This window comes from Aliinostoc sp. HNIBRCY26 (assembly GCF_050235535.1).
In the GTDB taxonomy this organism is placed as follows: domain Bacteria; phylum Cyanobacteriota; class Cyanobacteriia; order Cyanobacteriales; family Nostocaceae; genus Trichormus.
On sequence record NZ_CP189852.1, the window covers coordinates 3,823,119 to 3,842,924 of the forward strand.

Genomic DNA, 19,806 nt, shown 5'->3' on the forward strand with positions numbered 1-19,806 from the left:
TTGCTCTGATTTATACTGATGGCAATTTTTGAATATTAGGGAAAATTTCCAGCTTTTTAGGACTTACCCAACGATTAATAAATTCATTGTTTCTGCGGACTTTAATTTGCACTTTTTTAGGGCTTAACTTAACTACTTCAGCCGGAATTTTCTGCACATTAGCAGCATCAGGACGATTTTTATAAAGCCACATAACTTTTTGACCAATTTCAAAGTTATTAGCTACAGACATATTTGTGTCTGCCAAAGCGGGAACGGAAATTAAGAAATTGATTCCCAGCACTACAAAAATTACAGAAAGAGAAATAACTTTCATACTGTTAACAGTTACAAACTTTGAGTTTTGAACTTAGAAGTTTGAATTACTTTGATCAGTCCCATGAGACATATACAAGTAACTGTCAAACCAAGAGGAGTTAGAGAAGCACTGTCTAGGATAATAAATACACCCAAACCTATCAAAACAAAGGGAACTAGATGATTACCATAGCGTGTCAGTAAATTAGCGATCGCACTCTGACAAGTGAGTTTATAAGTCAAATAACACCACACACCGACTAAGCATAAAAACACGCCAATTATTACTAGTAAATCCGTCACAGAACTGTGAGCAAATAATGGCATATAAATGCCCACATTATCACTACCGTTAGCAATAGTAATAGCTGCCACACTATAAGCTTGAGGAGATAAAAAACTCGCAAAACTAGAACTATGAGATAATTCTATTTCCGATTCCGTCTCCTCAGAGTCATCGCTATCTGCATTCAGCCAACGATTTAATCCAATGATGATTGGAACTAAACCCAAAAGTCCAATCCATTGTGATGGTAAGATTAAACCTCCCAAAAAACCGACTAAACTAGCAATCACTAAAGTACAGAAACCCAAATACTGACCGATGACAATATGTCGATGCTGGAAAGTTTTATTCACCTGTGAGAATAATAGTGTCAGAATGACTAAATCATCAAGATTGGTGGCGGTAAAAGCTGTGATACCTGTGGAAAGATTAGTAATAAATTCGTTCATTTCTAGTTCTTCTGATTTTTTTAATGGGGATGATGTCAAGGAGTGCAAGTCTATGTCTGCAAATACTGGGGAAATTGCTACTGAATGAAGCGTGTAGATGTAGCATTTCCTGTTCCATAGGAAGGTTGTAGCTGCTGAGATTGAAGGGACTAGGGACTGAGTAACAACTTTTTTGGAGTCTCATTTTTCTCATCTGTTGATGTTTTCACCAGATTGGCTATTGTTTGTAGAGGGAATCACAACAGCAATTTATATCTGAGTTATTGATTACGAGTCAGTTTTTCTACAACTTTGTGATTGTTAGCAACTGTTTGGTCAAGGATAAAAGGTTTATGATTAGTGCTTTTTTGAGGAAATTTATTATTAGTTTGCAAATGTAATCCAGGTAATATAGTAACCTTCATTTCCTGGCTATCTTTAGCAGCAGGAATAATAGTTACTCTCAATTCATTAATGACTTGTTGCTGTTCTTTGATGATTTGAGTTAATTCATTGAGCTTTTGAGAGTGTAATTCATCTAATTTTTGGTGTAGTAATTCGATATTTTGACTAGCTTTCAGGTTAACTTGGTGGTCAATTTCTGCATTTCTGCGGTCTGTATCAGATTGGCGATTTTGACTCATTAATACAATAGGTGCTGTGTAAGCAGAAGCAAATGAAAATACTAAATTGAGCAGAATAAATGGTGATTCATCCCAATGGGGAACTCCTGGTGTTAAGTTTATTCCTACCCATCCCGCTAAAACTGCACTTTGACAAATGAGAAATTTCCAAGAACCTACATGACTAGCTAATTTATCAGCTAGATGTTGTCCGCGAGTTAATTCTTCTGTGGATGTGTCTGGATGGTTTTTGATAATTTGATGTCGATTTGATAATGTATTTTTAGTAGACTTCATACTGCACCTTTTAGTTAATTACGGTTGTGTTCGCTTCGATGACTTTTAATTTACGTCTTTCCCACAATAGGAGCAAATACTCTTTTTTGTTAAAAGGATAAATTAAAGTGATGAATAAAACCGGAAGTAAATAGCTCTGATTTCGTGGCTGTTGTTAAAATCCCGATTTTCGGGTTAAGTCTTGTAAAAGCTAGTGAAAGCCTGAGATGGAGCGAAACCAATGCAGATTACTAAGCGGAATGTGGAATTGCGGGTGGATGATAGTTTGATGCGGGTTTATGTGGCTACACCGAAACCCGCAGGTGTTTACCCTGGGATTTTGTTTTACAGCGATATCTACCAATTGGGTGGTGCGATGTTGCGGTTAGTCAACTACTTAGCTGGGTTTGGTTATGTGGTAGCAGCACCGGAGATTTTTCACCGTATTGAGCCTATTGGGACGGTCATAGAGCCGGATGACTTGGGGAGAATGCGGGGGAATGATGCTGCAAGGCGGACTGCGATCGCAGAATATGATGCAGATTGCCATGCTATGATTAACTTCCTCAAGGCAGATAGCGCAGTTGACCCCAATAAAATCGGTACTCTCGGCTTTTGCATTGGTGGTCATTTAGCCTTTAGAGCCGCCTTCGCTAGTGAAATTAAAGCCTGTGTCTGCTGCTACCCTACAGGTATTCCTAGCGGTAAATTAGGTAAAGGAATCGCTGATAGTATTCATAGGGTAAGTGAAATTACAGGCGAAATGTTATTAATTTTAGGTACTCTCGACCCCCACATTCCCGAAACAGACCGGAAAACCCTAATTGCAGCCCTAGAGCAAGCTAAAATCCGGCATCAAGTATATATGTATGAAGCAGAACATACATTCATGCGCGACGACGGCTATCGCTACGACCCAGCCGCCTCTACGTCAGCGTGGAAGGAAATAATTGAGTTCTTGGGGAAAGTGTTTTAGTTAGGGGTATAGGGGTGTAGGGGTGTAGGGGTGTGGGGGAGATAAGGGAGACAAGGGAGAAGTATTAGTTGTTCATGACTAATGACTAATGACTAATGACTATTGACTAATGACTATTGACTATTGACTAAAGTCTTACTTGTAACTGATGTCAATGTCACCAAAAGCTGGTCAAATAGAGTTATCGTTGCCTACAGGGAGTGATGACAGACCGCGTTTTAATTCTGGGAGGACGGGGGCGCATTGGTCGCAGTGTAGCCCAAGATATAGCTACCCATACACAAGCCAAAATTACAATCACGGGACGTTCCCCTGGGACAGTTCAGGGTGCTGATTTCCCCTTGCTGGTGTTGGATTTAGCAGAGGTGGATAAGTTGCGGGAGGCGATCGCTAATTCTGATATAGTGGTTCACTGTGCCGGGCCGTTTCATTACCGTGATGCAAACGTTCTCAAACTCTGCATTGAACAAGGTGTTAACTATGTTGATGTTAGTGACCACCGTTCTTTTACTAAAAAAGCGTTAAATTATCATCAACAAGCTGTCGATGCTGGCGTTACAGCAATTGTGAATACAGGGATTTTTCCTGGTATTTCTAACAGTATGGCGCGCCAAGGTATTGAACAATTTCATGAGCCAGAAAAGGTACATTTAAGTTATTTGGTAGCTGGTTCTGGTGGTGCTGGCGTTACGGTCATGCGGACAACTTTTTTAGGATTGCAACATTCTTTTGAGGCTTGGATAAACGGTCAATGGCAATTAGTTAAACCCTATAGTGAGAGAGAAGTGGTCACTTTTCCCTCTCCTTATAAACGCAGTGGGGTCTACTGGTTTGATATGCCAGAAACTTTCACCATTCCTCAAGCTTTTCCTAAAGTTAAATCTGTAATTACTAAGTTTGGTTCAGTCCCAGATTTTTATAATCATCTCACATGGATAGCCGCCCATGTTTTCCCTAAATCTTTGATGCAGCGTCACAGTGCAATTGAATTTTTATCTCATGTGAGTCATTTGATGACAGATGTCACCAATGTGTTTAGCGGTATTGGTGTAGCAGTACGTGCAGAAGTTACAGGTAAAATCAACGGTAAAAATGCTGTATATTCCTCAACTTTATTGCATGAAAATACAGCAGTTGCATCTGGTTATGGTGCAGGTAGTATTGCTCAACTACTTTTATCAGGTCAATTAAAACAACCAGGAGTTTGGCCTGTAGAAGCTGCGTTAACCACAGATTTATTCACTCAAACTATGGCTAGTCGCAACATAAAAATTGAGCAGCAACTGAGGAGTTAGTAACAAGTAGGGTGCGTCAGCTTAAATCCCTTTTCGTGATGAAATAGGTTACTTAAGCTGACGCACCCTACAAAACATTTATTTTTCAGTAAATACCCTTAGTTGCTTAATGTCTTAATTGCTCATGGTAACTGGCGACAACTAGCCAATAGTAACTTGTGTAGTATCTACGGATGTCGTACCATGTACATTTCGAGCTACGGACATCATTTTGTTGAGAATTTCTTGGCTAGGAACTTTTCCTTTCAAAACTACAGTACCGCCAGTTTGAGCCACCCACAGGGAATCTACATTTTTTAGCTGTGCATCTTGGTCAAATGCTAAGGCTACCCGTTTAGCTAAACCACTTTGGTCATATTCGCCATTTAATCCCAAACGTTCTGGCGGAATTGACTGGGTAGCGGTGGAAGTAGCTGCTTGCTGTACTTGGGAGGTGGGATTTACTTGAGCATTTTGAGGCTTTTCCATCCCGAAAATTCTTTGTAACCAACCCATAAGTATCTTTACTCCTAAAACTACGTAGGATTACATCCCTAATATAAAAGTTTTGTGAACTTTACACATCTACCGATCAAAAGATGTGCAGCTAGCAAAGCATCTACTGTCAGTATGAGGTAGTCTTAACTTTTGTCTGGTGAGGAGTAGAAGGGGTGCAGGGATTAAGTTTAGAATAAAATACTAAGACTTATAATTTATTAACCTAGTAGACAGTACGTGTAAGGCGGCAATTAGTTAATATTCGCTTTAACAAAATTGCAGCCTGAGCCTGTGTTGGCAAAGATGAAACATACTCTTTCAGTTTTGGTAGAAGATGAGGCGGGAGTTCTATCCCGCATTGCGAGTTTATTTGCGCGTCGTGGCTTTAATATCGAAAGTCTGGCGGTGGGTTCGGGTGAGCAGGGAGGCGTTTCCCGAATTACGATGGTTGTACCTGGTGACGATCGCGTAATTGAACAAATCACCAAGCAACTATACAAGTTAGTGAATGTCCTCAAAGTCCAGGATATTACAGAGACACCTTGTGTAGAAAGAGAATTGATGCTTTTGAAGGTGAATGCTACTAGCTCTAACCGTTCGGAAGTCATCGAACTAGCTCAAATTTTCCGGGCGCGGGTTGTAGATGTGGCGGAAGATTCTCTGACTTTGGAAGTTGTGGGCGACCCTGGTAAAATGGTGGCGATCGTGCAGGTGCTACAAAAGTTTGGCATTCGAGAAATGGCCCGCACTGGTAAAATCGCCTTGACTCGTGAATCTGGTGTGAATACTGAGTTACTCAAGTCTTTAGAAGCTAAGGCTTCCTGAGATATCATCGCCAAAACGCTGGACTAAAAGAAATCACAGCAACAAGAACCAAGCCTGCCTTTGCAGGCTATATTTATTTTGGGATGAAAATCGCGTGGCGATTCTCCAGAAAAGACGCTAGGCGATCGCATTCTCTCTTACGTTGCTTATTACCTAAACTTTTGGGTGATAAATTTATATTAATTGATTAACTATAAACTAACGATGGCTACATCTAACTTTCAACGTGCTAATACTCTCAAATTAGCCTTTCAAGCTTGTACAGTTGAACCATTGGAAGGTGAAGATATAGAAAAATATTATGTTGATTTATCTGATGTGCGGAAAACTTCCGCAGTCGATAATGTCAGCACTATTTTAGATTTTCAAGAACCATCAGACTTTACGACAATTTTATTTACGGGACATCGTGGTTGTGGCAAAAGCACGGAATTAAAACGCATTCAAAAGCTGTGGCAAGAAAATTATCATGTGATTTATTTAGAAGTCAATGAAGAAACAGATATTAATGATGCTAGTTATACAGATTTATATTTAATAGTTATTAAACAGGTTGAATTTGAATTAAGAAAATTAGGCTTGAGCTTTGATAAGGGATTACTACAAAATTTTGAATCATGGTTTAAAGAAATTACCAAAGAAACTGAGGAAAGTGTAGAGAAATCCGTCAGCATTGAAGGAGAAGCCACCCTACAACCACAAGCACCATTTATTGCTAAATTAATGGTGAAATTGCTGGCGCAAATTAAAGGTTCTGATAAACAAAAAACGACAATTCGCCAAACTTTAGAAAAAGATTTATCTCGACTGAAGGCAGATATTAACCTTTTGTTGGGTGATGCTTACGTTAAACTTAGACAAAAATTCCCCCAATTTAAAGGCTTACTGATTATTTTCGATAACCTAGATCGAGTGCCGCCGACAGTTGCAGACCATTTATTTTTTGACTACGCGGCTCAATTACAAGAACTGCATTGTACGATTATTTATACAGTGCCGATTTCTATTCTTTGTTCACCTAAAAACCCATTGTGTCAATTTGATAGTAATCCTCATATTGTGCCAATGGTGAATATTTATGAATTTGAGCGTGATGTCTGTCATTTAAACTATAATCAAGCGGGATTAGATGCAGTTGCTAGTTTGATTGAGAAGCGAGTAGATATTGATGCAGTGTTTGCATCGCGCCAAGAATTGCTAGAGTTAACTAAAGCTAGTGGTGGTCATGTCCGTCAATTAATGCAGATGATGCGGAGTGCTTGTCAAACTGCTAGCACTAAAAAACATCCCAAAATTACGGCTGAAGATGTGGAATATGCTATCAAACAACAGCAATTTGGTTTTGAGAGATTTATCCCTGAAGAACATTATCAACATTTAGCGCAGGTTTGCATCAATAAAGACGTAAGTAAAGATGAAATCGGTCAATTGATGCTGTTTAACACTTCAGTTTTAGAATACAACGGCAATAAACGCTGGAATTACCCCAATCCCGTGGTAAAACGCAATGAGTTCTTCCAAAAAGCCCTCGCAGCCCTCACAAGTCAATAATGTAGAAATTGGGCAATTTATCACAATTAATCAAGAAACTTTTGCTGAGTTACTGACTTTTATCGACTTTGCAGAAAAGTTTACACTTGGTTTTGTAGAAATTAACTTTCCGCCGGATGTAGATTTATTGATTGCAGCATTGCAAAACCACCCAGAGTGTGAAAATATGCAATTTTTTATCCTCAACTGTGGGGATGCTAATCTGCGATTTTTAAGAGATGAGATTGTACAAAAATTACCTGAAATTGAAGTAGAAGCAAATAAAAAGTTAGTCTTGATTATCAGAGGGTTGGAAAAATCTATTGGTGTGTTTGGTGATTATCCCCCAGTTTTACAAGACTTAAATTTTGTGCGGGATTCTTATAAAAGAACTGTACCTCACCCGATACTATTTATTTTGCCAGATTATGCTATTACGCGCCTAGCTAAATTTGCCCCTGATTTCTGGGCGTGGCGTTCAGGTATATTTCGGTTTAAAACACTTACAAAAACTAGAGAAGACGCAATTAATAAAACTGAAAATATTCAGGGTATAGATAGACTAGAACCACCAGAAAAGCAAGAGCGCATAGATTTATTAGAAAGACTGTTGATGGAACAGAAACCCACTGGACACCAGCCAATAGAGGGTAGTCTGCGTCAATATGGCAATATTTTACATCAGCTTGGGCGTGCTTATTTAAGCCACAGAAAACCAGAGAAAGCTAGAGAGTATTTAGTATCAGCAGAAGAGATTGCTGAGAATTTTCAAGATAGATTATTTCAATCGGAAGTTATTAATACATTAGGTGATACTTACTATCAACAAAGGCAATTTGAGAGAGCAATAGAGTATTATGAAAAATCATTGTTGATGTCTAGAAATATAGAAAATCGCCATAGTGAAGCTACTGCATTATTCAACATAGGCAATGCTTGTTTAGGATTGAGACAATTTTCACAGGCTTCTACATATTATCAGCAATGTTTAGAAATTGAACAACAAATAGAAGATCGCTATAACCAAGCTATCACCTACCACCAGTTGGGAATGGTAGCCCAAAAGTTACGTCAATGGGAACAAGCCCAATCCTATTATCATCAATCTTTGGATATCTTTATTGAATATGGCGATCGCTTTAGCCAAGCTAGCACCTACCACAACTTGGGAAGAGTAGCCCAAGAATTAAGCCAATGGGAACAAGCCCAATCCTATTATCATCAATCTTTGGATATCTTTATTGAATATGGCGATCGCTACAGCCAAGCTAGCACCTACCACAACTTGGGAATGGTAGCCCAAAAGTTACGTCAATGGGAACAAGCCCAATCTTATTATCATCAAGCTTTGGATATCTTTATTGAATATGGCGATCGCTACAGCCAAGCTAGCACCTACCACCAGTTGGGAATTGTAGCCCAAGAATTGCGTCAATGGGAACAAGCCCAATCTTATTATCATCAAGCTTTGGCTATCAAAGTTGAATATAATGATCGCTACAGCCAAGCTAGCACCTATCATCAGTTGGGAATGCTATCAGAAGAATTACGCCAATGGGAACAAGCCCAATCCTATTATCATCAAGCTTTGGCTATCACAATTGAATATAGCGATCGCTACAACCAAGCCAAAATTTACCACCAGTTGGGAATTGTAGCCCAAGAATCACTCCAATGGGAACAAGCCCGATCTTATTATCAAAAAGCCTTGGATATCAAAATGGAATATGGCGATCGCTATAACCAAGCTAGCACTTATCACCAGTTGGGAATGCTATCAGAAGAATTACGCCAATGGGAACAAGCCCAATCCTATTATCAACAAGCTTTAGATATCAAAATTGAATATGGCGATCACTATAACCAAGCCAAAATCTACCACAACCTGGGAATCGTAGCTCAAGAATCACGTCAATGGAAACAAGCCCAGTCTTATTATCATCAAGCTTTGGATATCTTTATTGAATATGGCGATCACCATAGCCAAGCTAGCACTTATCACCAGTTGGGAATGGTAGCCCAAGAATTACACCAATGGGAACAAGCCCAATCCTATTATCAACAAGCCTTGGACATCAAAATTGAATATGGCGATCGCTACAGCCAAGCTAGCACCTACCACAACTTGGGAATGGTAGCCCAAGAATCACTCCAATGGGAACAAGCCCAATCCTATTATCAACAAGCCTTGGACATCAAAATTGAATATGGCGATCGCTATAGTCAAGCTAGCACTTACTTTCAACTTGGTAAGCTGGCGGAGGAATTGGGGGAGATAGCACAAGCAAAAGCTTATTATGTGCAGAATTTACAGATTATGTTTGATTTTAATGATGAGTATGGTTTAAATAGTTCGATGGAAAACCTTGCTCGTTTTTACCAAGCTACCCAAGATGAGAGTTTGTTACAAGAGGTGGCTAATATCTTAGGAACAACTGAGGAACAAGTCAGGGAAAGGTGTGAGAGAGTGTCTGAATGATGTTGTTTGTTCAATCTCAGTCAAACAATCTTATACCAATTCGCAATTCACAATTCGCAATGGACTAACGTCCCGCTTCTCTACGAGACGCTAACGCGTTGCTTGCTTCCACGTTCGCGGTAGCGTTGCGTAGCAAAGTGGTACGCTAATACCAATTCACGAAAACCTTGATACAGACGTAAACCATAAAAGCTTTGCTGCATCTAAGTTTTTTAATTGCGAATTGCGAATTGCGAATTGCGAACTGGTATAACGCAATTGAGAAATCCTTAGATAATCGCTCACTCAATCTATCTTGGTCATCTTCCTTTACAAATGGGTATCATAAATTACCCATCTTGTATTGATCACAGATGCCTATGTCCGTCTTCTCGTTCTGGCAATCTTCCTCATCAGCGAAAAAACCTGTTGGTGATTCCCTCCTCAGCACCAACTCTGGTAAAGCTTCGCGCAGTTTTTTAGCTAAGGTAATTGTGGGTGGTACTACTTTATTTGTAGTTGTTGGTGCTTATTTTAGCTATCAAACCCTGCGAAGTGTCATGCTCGGCAATCTCAAGAATCAAGTGCTGTCAGAGGTGAAACAGAGTGGAGATGAGATTGATCACTGGTTAGCAATTCTCAAGGTGAGAGTTGAGATGTTAGCGAACACGGATGAGGTGCGCTCAGTGAATTGGGCGATCGCTAGTAAATATTTAAAGGCAGAAGACGAGCGACTTGAGGATTTTTCCCTGTTTGGTTTAACCACACCAGATGGATGGCGAGAGAGTACAGTCCCCAATAGTAAGCGGGCAAGTGTTACAGATAGACGCTGGTTTCAAAGGTCGATCGCTGGCTATGTTCATGTCGGCGATCCCATGATTGCAAGAGCCAATGGCGTGTCATCAGTTCCTATCTCCGTTCCTATCCGCAAAGATGGCAATCCATCGAGTCCCCCCATCGGCGTAGTACATGGTAGTGTTGCTGTCGATCGCATCAAGGATGTTACAGAAAAACTCAAATACGGCAACAATAGTTATGCTTTTGCTCTCAACTCCGCAGGACAAGCCATCATCCATCCTAACCCTGAATTCATGACTACGATTGAAAAACCAGGGATCAAATTGGTTGATGCGACAGATCCAGGTTTAGCTGCGATCGCCAAAAAGATGGTGAATCGCCAACAAGGTATAGAATTAGTCAACATCGACAAAACTGTTAAATATGTAGCGTTTCTCCCCCTGAAAGAAGCTAATTGGTCGGTAGCACTAGTAATTCCCCGTGAAAATATTGAATCTCAGCTAAAACTTCTCGATATCATTGCTTTTGCCGTCTTAGCCTTAGCAGGGGCATTAATTGGGGTGTTGGTTTATGTCCAATCTGCGGAACAAGCCCAACTCAAACAATCAAAAGCCTTAGCGGATGCCGCCAAGGAAATTGCTGACAGTGCCAACAATGCCAAAAGTGAATTTCTCGCCAACATGAGTCATGAACTCCGCACACCGTTGAATGGGATTCTCGGCTATGCCCAAATTCTCGGACGTTCCAAAGACTTGCCAGAAAAGGAACGTCAGGGAGTTAACATTATCCACCAGTGTGGGACTCATTTACTCACACTGATTAACGATATTTTGGATCTGTCCAAAATCGAAGCGCGCAAACTGGAACTTTCCCCCCAAGCTTTTCACTTGCCGTCTTTTTTGCAAGGTGTGGTGGAAATTTGCCAAATTCGGGCGCAGCAAAAAGGTATTGAGTTTTACTACGAACCTGATGCTGATTTACCCTTGGGTATCAGTGCCGATGAAAAACGCCTGCGCCAAGTTTTGATTAACTTATTGGGTAACGGCATTAAATTTACCGATCGCGGTAGTGTCACACTACAAGTTCACCGCATTGGGCAAGATGCCGACAATACCACCAAACTGCGCTTTAGCATTGTCGATACTGGGGTGGGGATTGCCACCGCAGATATCAATAAACTCTTCCAAACCTTTGAACAAGTGGGAGATCAAAAGCGGAAAGTGGAAGGTACAGGGCTGGGATTAGCCATTAGTCAACAGCTTGTACAGTTAATGGGTGGACAAATTAAAGTCAAGAGTCAGCTTGATATGGGTAGCGAATTTTCTTTTGAGATTGTTCTGCCCTTAGCCAATGATTGGAGTCAACAGCAGACAGCATCGGTAGGTAAAATTATTGGCTACGAAGGCCGACAGCAGCATATTTTAGTGGTAGACGATCGCTGGGAAAATCGCGCTGTCTTAATGAATCTACTAACGCCTTTAGGATTTATAGTTATCGAAGCCGAACACGGACAAGCTGCTTTAGACAAACTCCAGCAAAATCTCCCCGATTTAGTCATTACTGATTTAGTAATGCCCGTAATGGATGGTTTTGAACTGCTGCGGCGGATTCGGGAACAGGAAAAACTGCGATCGCTCAAAATTCTTGTTTCTTCTGCTTCCGTTGCCCAAATCGATCAACAAATGAGTATTGATGCTGGTGGTGATGATTTCCTCGCTAAACCAGTGCAAGTCAATGATTTGTTTAGACTGCTGGAAAAACATCTGCAACTCACTTGGAAAACTGAAGATACCCCCGATCAATCGGCAGATGAACAGGAACCAACGGAACTAATTCCACCCCCCCTAGAGGATCTCCAGGCTTGGTTAGAACTTGTGCAGGAGGGGCGATTGAAAAAGCTAATCACCGCCGCAGAACAACTAGAACAACAAAATCATCAATACAAACCTTTCACCCAGAAGATTATTCAACTGGCAAAACAGTTCCAAAGCGAACAACTGGAACAATTCATTCAGCAGTATCTTTCCTAAGTCAGCACAACAGGATAAATAATTAAAGGTTTGTAGTGAGAACTTGAATTCTCTCTACGAGACGCTCCGCGAATAAAAAAGGACTAAAGTCTTGACTACGAACTGAATTGGTATAAGCATCTGTTACGGCAATTTTATTAATGTCTAGATTCTAAAATGATGTATACACCGCCAATATCTACCATCACAGGTTTAGTTTTAATTGTTGATGATACACCCTCTAACCTAGAGGTAGTTTCCGAAACTTTAAGCGATGCTGGCTTTGATATAGCTATAGCCACCAGTGGCGATCGCGCCCTACAGCAAATCGAACGCCGTCTTCCCGACCTGATATTATTAGATGTGATGATGCCTGGTATCGATGGCTTTGAAACTTGCCAACGGTTGAAAGCTAATGAACGTACCTGCCATATTCCCATCATTTTTATGACTGCTCTTTCCGATGGTGAAAGCAAAGTTAAGGCATTGGAACTAGGAGCTGTAGATTATATAGTCAAACCCTTCTATGAAAAAGAGGTTTTGGCACGAGTTAGTACCCATTTGCAACTATCTCAACTCACCAAAAATCTCGCCACCCAAGTCGCCCAAAAAGCAGCAGAACTAGAAGCTTCTCAACTACAACTAATTCAACATGAAAAAATGTCTGCCCTGGGAAATTTAATTGCTGGGGTTGCCCATGAAATCAATAATCCTGTCAGCGCAATTGTGGGCAATGTCAATGCGGTACAAGATTATATGAAGGACTTGTTAGGTATTATCGATCTCTATGCACAGAAATTTCCTCAACCTGGCGCGGAAATTGCAGATGAACTAGAAGCTATCGATTTAGATTACCTGCGGGAAGATTTACCAAAACTCATTCGGGCAATGAAAGATGGCGGCGATCGCATTACATCTATCAGTAAAAGTCTGCGGATTTTTTCCCGTGCAGATAGCGACATCAAACAGTTTTTTAATATCCATGAAGGCATTGACAGCACTATTTTAATTCTCCAACATCGTCTCAAAGCTAACGAACAACGTCCGGCAATTATCGTGATTAGTAAATATCATAATTTACCTGATATTGAATGTTTTCCTGGCCAATTAAATCAGGTATTCATGAATATATTAGCTAATGCAATTGATGCTTTAGAGGAATCCAATAAAGGACGCAGTTTTGCAGAAATTCAAGCTAACCCTAACTTCATTAAAATTACGACATCTTTAAATGATAGCTGGATGAAAATCTCTATTTCTGATAATGGTAAAGGCATGAATAAAGAAGTTAGACAAAAAATATTTGACCATTTATATACTACTAAACCTGTGGGTAAAGGTACTGGTTTGGGGTTAGCTATAGCAAAACAAATTGTGGAACAAACCCACGGAGGCAAATTATATTGCCAATCCATTCTCGGTGAAGGTACTGAATTTATTATTGAAATCCCTACATAAATTTCATCTCTGGCGTAAAGATGAATTCATCTATCTGGGAATACTAGATCCAGAAATTATGACAATCAACGCAATATGGTAAACAACCTGGTGAGTATTCCTGGATATCGCATTAGTGAAGAACTATACAATGGTTCCAGAACACTAGTTTATCGTGCAGTCAGAGACAGTGAATCACTACCAGTAGTGATCAAACTCTTGAAAAATCCTTATCCTAGCTTTAGCGAAATGTTGTTATTTCGCAATCAATACACCATCGCTAAAAATGTCAACTCACCTCTGATTATCCAAACCTATAGCCTCGAACCTCTGCACAATGGCTATATGTTAGTTATGGAAGACTTTGGCGGAATTTCTCTCAATGATTATTTTGCCAAAAATCAAAATGTGGCATCTTTAAAAGAATTTTTAGTGATCGCGATCGCACTATGCGACATCCTAGACTTACTCTATCACGAGCGAATTATTCATAAAGATATTAAACCCAGCAATATATTAATTAATCCTGAAACTAAACAAGTTAAATTAATTGACTTTAGTATTGCATCATTATTACCCAGAGAAACCCAAACCTTAGTGAACCCCAATGTTTTAGAAGGAACACTAGCTTATATATCTCCCGAACAGACAGGGAGAATGAATCGGGGAATTGACTATCGCACCGATTTTTATTCTTTGGGTGTGACTTTTTACGAATTACTCACAGATGAGTTACCATTCTCATCTAGCGATGCGATGGAATTGGTACATTCTCATCTGGCGAAAGTTCCCCCACTCATACATGAAATTAATCCAGATATCCCCGTGGTTATCTCAGAAATCGTCAGTAAGTTGATGGCGAAAAATGCTGAAGATAGATATCAAAGTGCATTGGGATTGAAATTTGATTTAGAAAATTGCTTATATCAGCTACAAGCAACTGGGGGAATTCAAAGTTTTGAAATTGCACAGCGTGATGTGTGCGATCGCTTCATCATTCCCGATAAACTTTATGGACGAGAAACGGAAGTCAAAACCCTACTAGAAGCCTTTGATAGAGTCAGCCTTGGCGCAACCGAAATGATGTTGGTAGCTGGTTTTTCAGGAATTGGGAAAACCGCCGTTGTCAACGAGGTACATAAACCCATTGTCAGACAACGTGGCTATTTTATTAAAGGTAAATACGACCAATTTCAACGTAATATTCCCTTTAGTGCCTTTGTTCAAGCCTTCCGTGATTTAATGGGGCAATTATTAAGCGAAAGCGATGTCCAAATTCAGCAATGGAAGCATAAAATATTAGAGGCTGTCGGTGACAATGGACAAGTAATTATTGAAGTTGTTCCCGAATTAGAAAACATTATTGGCAAACAACCACCAGTCTCAGAATTATCAGGAACAGCCGCCCAAAATAGATTTAACTTATTATTTCAAAAATTCACCCAAATCTTTACGACTAAAGAACATCCCTTAGTCATATTTTTAGATGATTTACAGTGGGCTGATTCTGCATCGTTAAAATTAATGCAGCTATTAATGGCTGATACCGGACATCTTTTCATTATTGGTGCATATCGTGATAATGAAGTTAATCCTGGGCATCCATTATTATTAACTTTGAGTGAAATTCAAAAGGTACAAGCAACGATTGACACCATTACTTTAGCACCACTTAGTCAAGTGCAAGTCAATCAATTAGTTGCGGATACACTCAAATGTAGTAAAGATTTGGCATCATCTCTAGCAGAATCAGTATATCAGAAAACCCAAGGAAACCCATTTTTTGCCACACAGTTTCTCAAAGCGTTGCATCAAGATAAATTAATCACATTTGACTTCGAATTAACTTGTTGGCAATGCGATATTATCCAGATAAAAATTCAAGCAGCAACAGATGATGTGATAGCTTTTATGAGTTTACAACTGCAAAAGTTACCACCATCAACGCAACAGGTGTTGCAGTTAGCAGCTTGTATTGGTAATTCTTTTGATTTAGCCAATTTGGCTATTGTTTCTGAACAATCGCAAGTCGAAACAGCAGCCTGTTTATGGAAAGCACTACAAGAAGGTTTGATTGTACCAATTGGTGATGTTTATAAGTTTTATGTCGGGCAGGAAAGCATAGCAGCTAGCTCTGAAAATCAAGAGATTGTTACTTACAAGTTTTTACATGATAGAGTACAACAAGCGGCTTATTCCCTGATTCCTGATGATCAAAAACAACTGACGCACTTAAAAATTGGACAACTGCTTGCAAGTGTCATGAATCAAGCAGAAAAAGAGGAGAAAATTTTTGAGATTGTCAATCAGTTGAATAAAGGTGCTGATTTAATTACATCAAAACATGAACAGGAAGAATTAGCCAAGCTAAATTTAGAGGCTGCACAAAAAGCAAAATCTTCAACCGCTTACATTGCAGCCATTGAATATGCCAATCAAGGTATAGAACTGCTCACATTAAGTTGTTGGCAACAACATTATGAACTTACCTTGGCTCTACATAATTTAGCCGCAGAAGCAACCTGTCTAATTTGTGATTTTAGCCAAATGCAGCAGATAGTTGATGAAGTAGTAAAAAATGCGCGTCACTTACTAGATAAAGTTAAAGTCTATGAAGTCAAAATTTTGGCTGAGGTAGCCCAAAGTCAACAGCCTGAAGCAATTAGAACTGCGCTGAGTTTTTTGGAATTATTTGGCATTGTGTTTCCAGCACATCCCACAGCCACAGATATTTCTCAAATTTTAAAACAGACTCAAGATTTATTCCCAGAAAAAGATTTAGCAGATTTATTGACTCTACCAGAGATGACTGATCTGCAAGCTATTGCCAAGATGCGAATTTTAGCAACTGTCACAGCAGCAGTTTATCAAGCAGTACCCGAACTTTTACCGTTAATTGTGTGTAAGCAAGTTAGTTTATCAGTTCAGTATGGTAATGCTGCTGTATCAGCACAAGCTTTTGCTTGGTATGGAGTCATTTTGTGTATTACTGGAGAAAGTGATTTAGGCGATCGCATTGGCGAAATCGCAATGGGGCTATTATCACGCTTCCAGAACCGAGAATTTAAAGCCAGTACCATTAATATGGTTTATCCATTTGTCAAACCCTGGAAACATCATATTCAAGATTCACTTACTCCTTTACTTGATGGATATCACAGTGGTTTGGAGACGGGGACTTTAGAATATGCTGCTTACTGCGCCTACAATTACTGTTCACTTTCCTATTTTCTGGGAAAAAATTTGTCCGCTTTAGAACCAGAAATTCAGCTTTATAATCAAGGTCTGGCGCAACTTAAACAGGAAGTCGCTCATAACTACCTGAGAATTTTTTACCAATCTGTTACCAATTTGATCACTCCCAATCAATGTCCTTGGGAAATTCAAGGCGTAATTTATGACGAAAAAATCATGTTGCCCTTGCATCAAAAAGCGAACGATCTTTACGCAATGGGAACACTCTATGTCAATAAATTAATTCTTTGTTACTTGTTTAATGAGTGGGAATCAGCAATTGAAGCTGCCACTCAAGCTAAACAATATCTAAGTGGAATATCTGGCTGTTTTATGGTGCCTTTATTTCACTTTTATGATTCCTTGACTCATCTAGCTACATTACCTAAAAATCAAGACATAGAATTACAACAAGTCATTGACAACCAGAATAAGCTGAAAAAATGGTCACACTATGCACCCGTCAACTATTTACACAAGTTTTATTTGGTGGAAGCAGAGCAATATCGGGTATTAGGAAAGATATATGAAGCAATGGATTACTACGATCGCGCGATCGCAGGTGCTAAAGCCAATGGCTATATCCAAGAAGAAGCTTTAGCTAACGAATTAGCTGCAAAATTTTATCTTGCTTCGGGGAAAGAGAAAGTCGCCGTAGGTTATATGCAGGAAGCATATTATTGTTATGCCCGATGGGGAGCAAAAGCCAAAATTGCCGACTTAGAAATACGCTATCCCCAATTACTCGCCCCTATCTTACAGCAAAGCCGTTCTGTTGTTTCCACTAACGAAACTATCTTCACCGTGGGGACTGTCACAAAAAGTAGTTCTTCAGCTTCTAGCAGTAGTGTCTCACATACCCTAGATATAACAGCCATTCTCAAAGCATCTCAGACTATCTCCGGGGAAATCGAACTAGAAAAACTGCTGTCATCCTTACTTTCTATTGTGATTGAAAATGCTGGAGCTGATAAATGTGTGTTAATGCTGTTGCAAGACGATCATCTATTAATTCAAGGTGCAATTACTCAAGGAACACAACCCATTGTGTTGCAAAGTCTTGCGATTGCTGACAGTGAAGATATTCCCCAGAAGCTGATTTACAAAGTCAAAAACAACCAACAAACTGTAGTGATACTAGATGCAAACGCAGATATTACTTTAAGCAATGATCCCTATATTATTCGACAGCAGCCTCAGAGTATTTTGTGCAGCCCGATTTTGAATCAAGGCAAATTACTGGGGATTTTATATCTAGAAAATAATTTAGTAAAGGGAGCGTTTAAGAGCGATCGCATCGAACTACTCAACCTCATCTGCACTCAAGCGGCAATCTCCCTAGAAAATGCCCGACTTTATCAGCTTGCTCAGGAATCTGCCCAACAATTACAGCGATCGCTTGATGAATTGAGCGCAAGCAATTCTCGCTTTCATAACTTGGTAGATAATCTTCCTGGGGTTGTTTATCAAGTCCATCTTTCTACTAGTGGTGAACAATCTTTACCTTATATCAGCGCAGGCTGTTATCAATTATGGGAAATCTCAGCCCAGCAAATGAATGCTAATGTTCAGAATCTCTTGGCTATCGTTCATCCAGAAGATGTTGCTACTTTTCAGCAGGCACTAGGAAGCGCAATTACAAATCTGACTTCCGGGCAATGGTCAGGTAGAATTTTAACACCTTCTGGAGTTGTCAAGTGGGTTCATGCGGAAGGGTACATCCGCAAACTTGTGGATGGCAGTTTTGTGTGGGATTGCATCATGTTAGATATCAGTGAACGCAAACAAGCGGAACTGGCTTTACAACAGGCGCAATTACAAATCATTCAAAGTGAAAAAATGTCTGCTTTGGGTAATTTAGTGGCTGGTGTCGCCCACGAAATGAATAATCCCTTGGGCTTTATTGCTGCTAGTCTCAAACAAGCTAAACCCACCTTTGCCGATATTCTTGAACATTTGAAAATCTATCAAGAAACCTTCAGCGACAAGACTGAAGAAATCCTCGCTCATGAGTCAGAAATCGACTTGGAATATACCATAGAAGACTTTCCCAAAATGCTGGATTCTATGACAATGGCTTGTGATAGATTAAAAAATATCAGCACTTCCCTCCGCACTTTCTCCCGTGCTGATAGAGATTACAAAGTGCCATTTAATCTTCATGAAGGTATTGATAGTACCATCTTAATTCTCAAACATCGTCTCAAAGCCAACGAACAACGTCCCGCGATTGAGGTAATCACTAACTACGGTGATTTACCCCAAATAGAATGTTTTCCTGGGCAATTAAATCAGGTATTTATGAACATTTTAGCCAATGCCATTGATGCTTTAGAAGAATCGAATCATGGACGCGATTGTGAGGAAATTAAAGCTCATCCTAACCAAATTACGATTACCACATCAATGGCTGATAAATATGCAAAAATCTCCATTACTGATAACGGTAAAGGGATGAGTGCAGAGATACAACAAAAGATATTTGACCATTTATTTACTACTAAAGCAGTGGGTAAAGGTACAGGTTTAGGTTTGGCTATAGCTAAACAAATCGTTGAAGATACCCACTGTGGTAAGTTAACTTGTCATTCTGTTGTGAGTAAATGTACTGAGTTTTTGATTCAGCTTCCACTTTAAAAATCAATACGGTTCAGATAAGAAAAATAAATTTCAACAAAACCAGCAAATGTTCACTCAACAAAAAACGAAAAAATGATTTTGGAGGGGGTTTGGGGGACGCAACCGTCCCCCAATCGGGGGCTTGGGGGAGAATCCCCCAAATCTTGCTCATTGTCTAATAGGTAGAGCAAGCAAAAATTGAGAAATCAACTCTCACCACCTTAACTGAACCGTATTG

General features: G+C 39.7%; 12 protein-coding genes. 8 read left to right on the plus strand and 4 right to left on the minus strand.

Features of this window, described 5'->3' with window-relative positions; translation table 11 throughout:
- Window positions 1-10 precede the first annotated feature (10 nt).
- The 3 genes from ACQFX9_RS16220 to ACQFX9_RS16230 form a co-directional block, all read right to left on the minus strand.
- Window positions 11-316 (minus strand): hypothetical protein, encoded by a 306-nt coding sequence (locus tag ACQFX9_RS16220; protein WP_427156945.1) that lies wholly within the window; start codon window positions 314-316, stop codon window positions 11-13.
- 11 nt (window positions 317-327) lie between these two features.
- On the minus strand, window positions 328-1,032 hold the full coding sequence (locus ACQFX9_RS16225) for a cadmium resistance transporter (protein ID WP_427156946.1): 705 nt from the start codon (window positions 1,030-1,032) through the stop codon (window positions 328-330).
- A gap of 260 nt (window positions 1,033-1,292) precedes the next feature.
- Entirely contained in the window at window positions 1,293-1,931 is a 639-nt protein-coding gene (locus tag ACQFX9_RS16230) for a DUF1003 domain-containing protein (RefSeq protein ID WP_427156947.1), read from the minus strand.
- A gap of 220 nt (window positions 1,932-2,151) precedes the next feature.
- Between ACQFX9_RS16230 and ACQFX9_RS16235 the strand changes: the two genes are divergently transcribed.
- A complete protein-coding gene (locus tag ACQFX9_RS16235) occupies window positions 2,152-2,886 on the plus strand; it encodes a dienelactone hydrolase family protein (protein ID WP_427156948.1) in 735 nt (244 codons plus the stop codon).
- Window positions 2,887-3,089: 203 nt separating this feature from the next.
- Window positions 3,090-4,181, plus strand: coding sequence for a saccharopine dehydrogenase family protein (locus ACQFX9_RS16240; RefSeq protein WP_427156949.1), 1,092 nt, complete (start codon window positions 3,090-3,092; stop codon window positions 4,179-4,181).
- Window positions 4,182-4,322: 141 nt separating this feature from the next.
- On the opposite strand, the gene ACQFX9_RS16245 is transcribed toward ACQFX9_RS16240, so the two are convergent.
- Entirely contained in the window at window positions 4,323-4,676 is a 354-nt protein-coding gene (locus ACQFX9_RS16245; RefSeq protein ID WP_427156950.1) for a BON domain-containing protein, read from the minus strand.
- A 285-nt stretch (window positions 4,677-4,961) separates the two neighbouring features.
- Here ACQFX9_RS16245 and ilvN point away from each other — a divergent pair, with 285 nt between their 5' ends.
- The 6 genes from ilvN to ACQFX9_RS16275 all read left to right on the plus strand — a co-directional run bounded on the left by ilvN (window position 4,962) and on the right by ACQFX9_RS16275 (window position 19,586).
- Window positions 4,962-5,483 (plus strand): acetolactate synthase small subunit, encoded by a 522-nt coding sequence (gene ilvN / locus ACQFX9_RS16250; RefSeq protein WP_427156951.1) that lies wholly within the window; start codon window positions 4,962-4,964, stop codon window positions 5,481-5,483.
- Window positions 5,484-5,687: 204 nt separating this feature from the next.
- Entirely contained in the window at window positions 5,688-7,034 is a 1,347-nt protein-coding gene (locus tag ACQFX9_RS16255; RefSeq protein ID WP_427156952.1) for a P-loop NTPase fold protein, read from the plus strand.
- On the plus strand, window positions 6,991-9,492 hold the full coding sequence (locus tag ACQFX9_RS16260; protein WP_427156953.1) for a tetratricopeptide repeat protein: 2,502 nt from the start codon (window positions 6,991-6,993) through the stop codon (window positions 9,490-9,492). Before ACQFX9_RS16255 ends, ACQFX9_RS16260 begins: the two co-directional genes overlap by 44 nt.
- Window positions 9,493-9,845: 353 nt before the next feature.
- Window positions 9,846-12,299, plus strand: a complete 2,454-nt coding sequence (locus ACQFX9_RS16265) for an ATP-binding protein (protein WP_427156954.1) — start codon at window positions 9,846-9,848, stop codon at window positions 12,297-12,299.
- A gap of 156 nt (window positions 12,300-12,455) precedes the next feature.
- Window positions 12,456-13,736 (plus strand): sensor histidine kinase, encoded by a 1,281-nt coding sequence (locus tag ACQFX9_RS16270; RefSeq protein ID WP_427156955.1) that lies wholly within the window; start codon window positions 12,456-12,458, stop codon window positions 13,734-13,736.
- Between the two features lie 75 nt (window positions 13,737-13,811).
- Window positions 13,812-19,586: an AAA family ATPase gene (locus ACQFX9_RS16275; RefSeq protein WP_427156956.1), complete on the plus strand. Its 5,775-nt coding sequence runs from the start codon at window positions 13,812-13,814 to the stop codon at window positions 19,584-19,586.
- Window positions 19,587-19,806 lie beyond the last annotated feature (220 nt).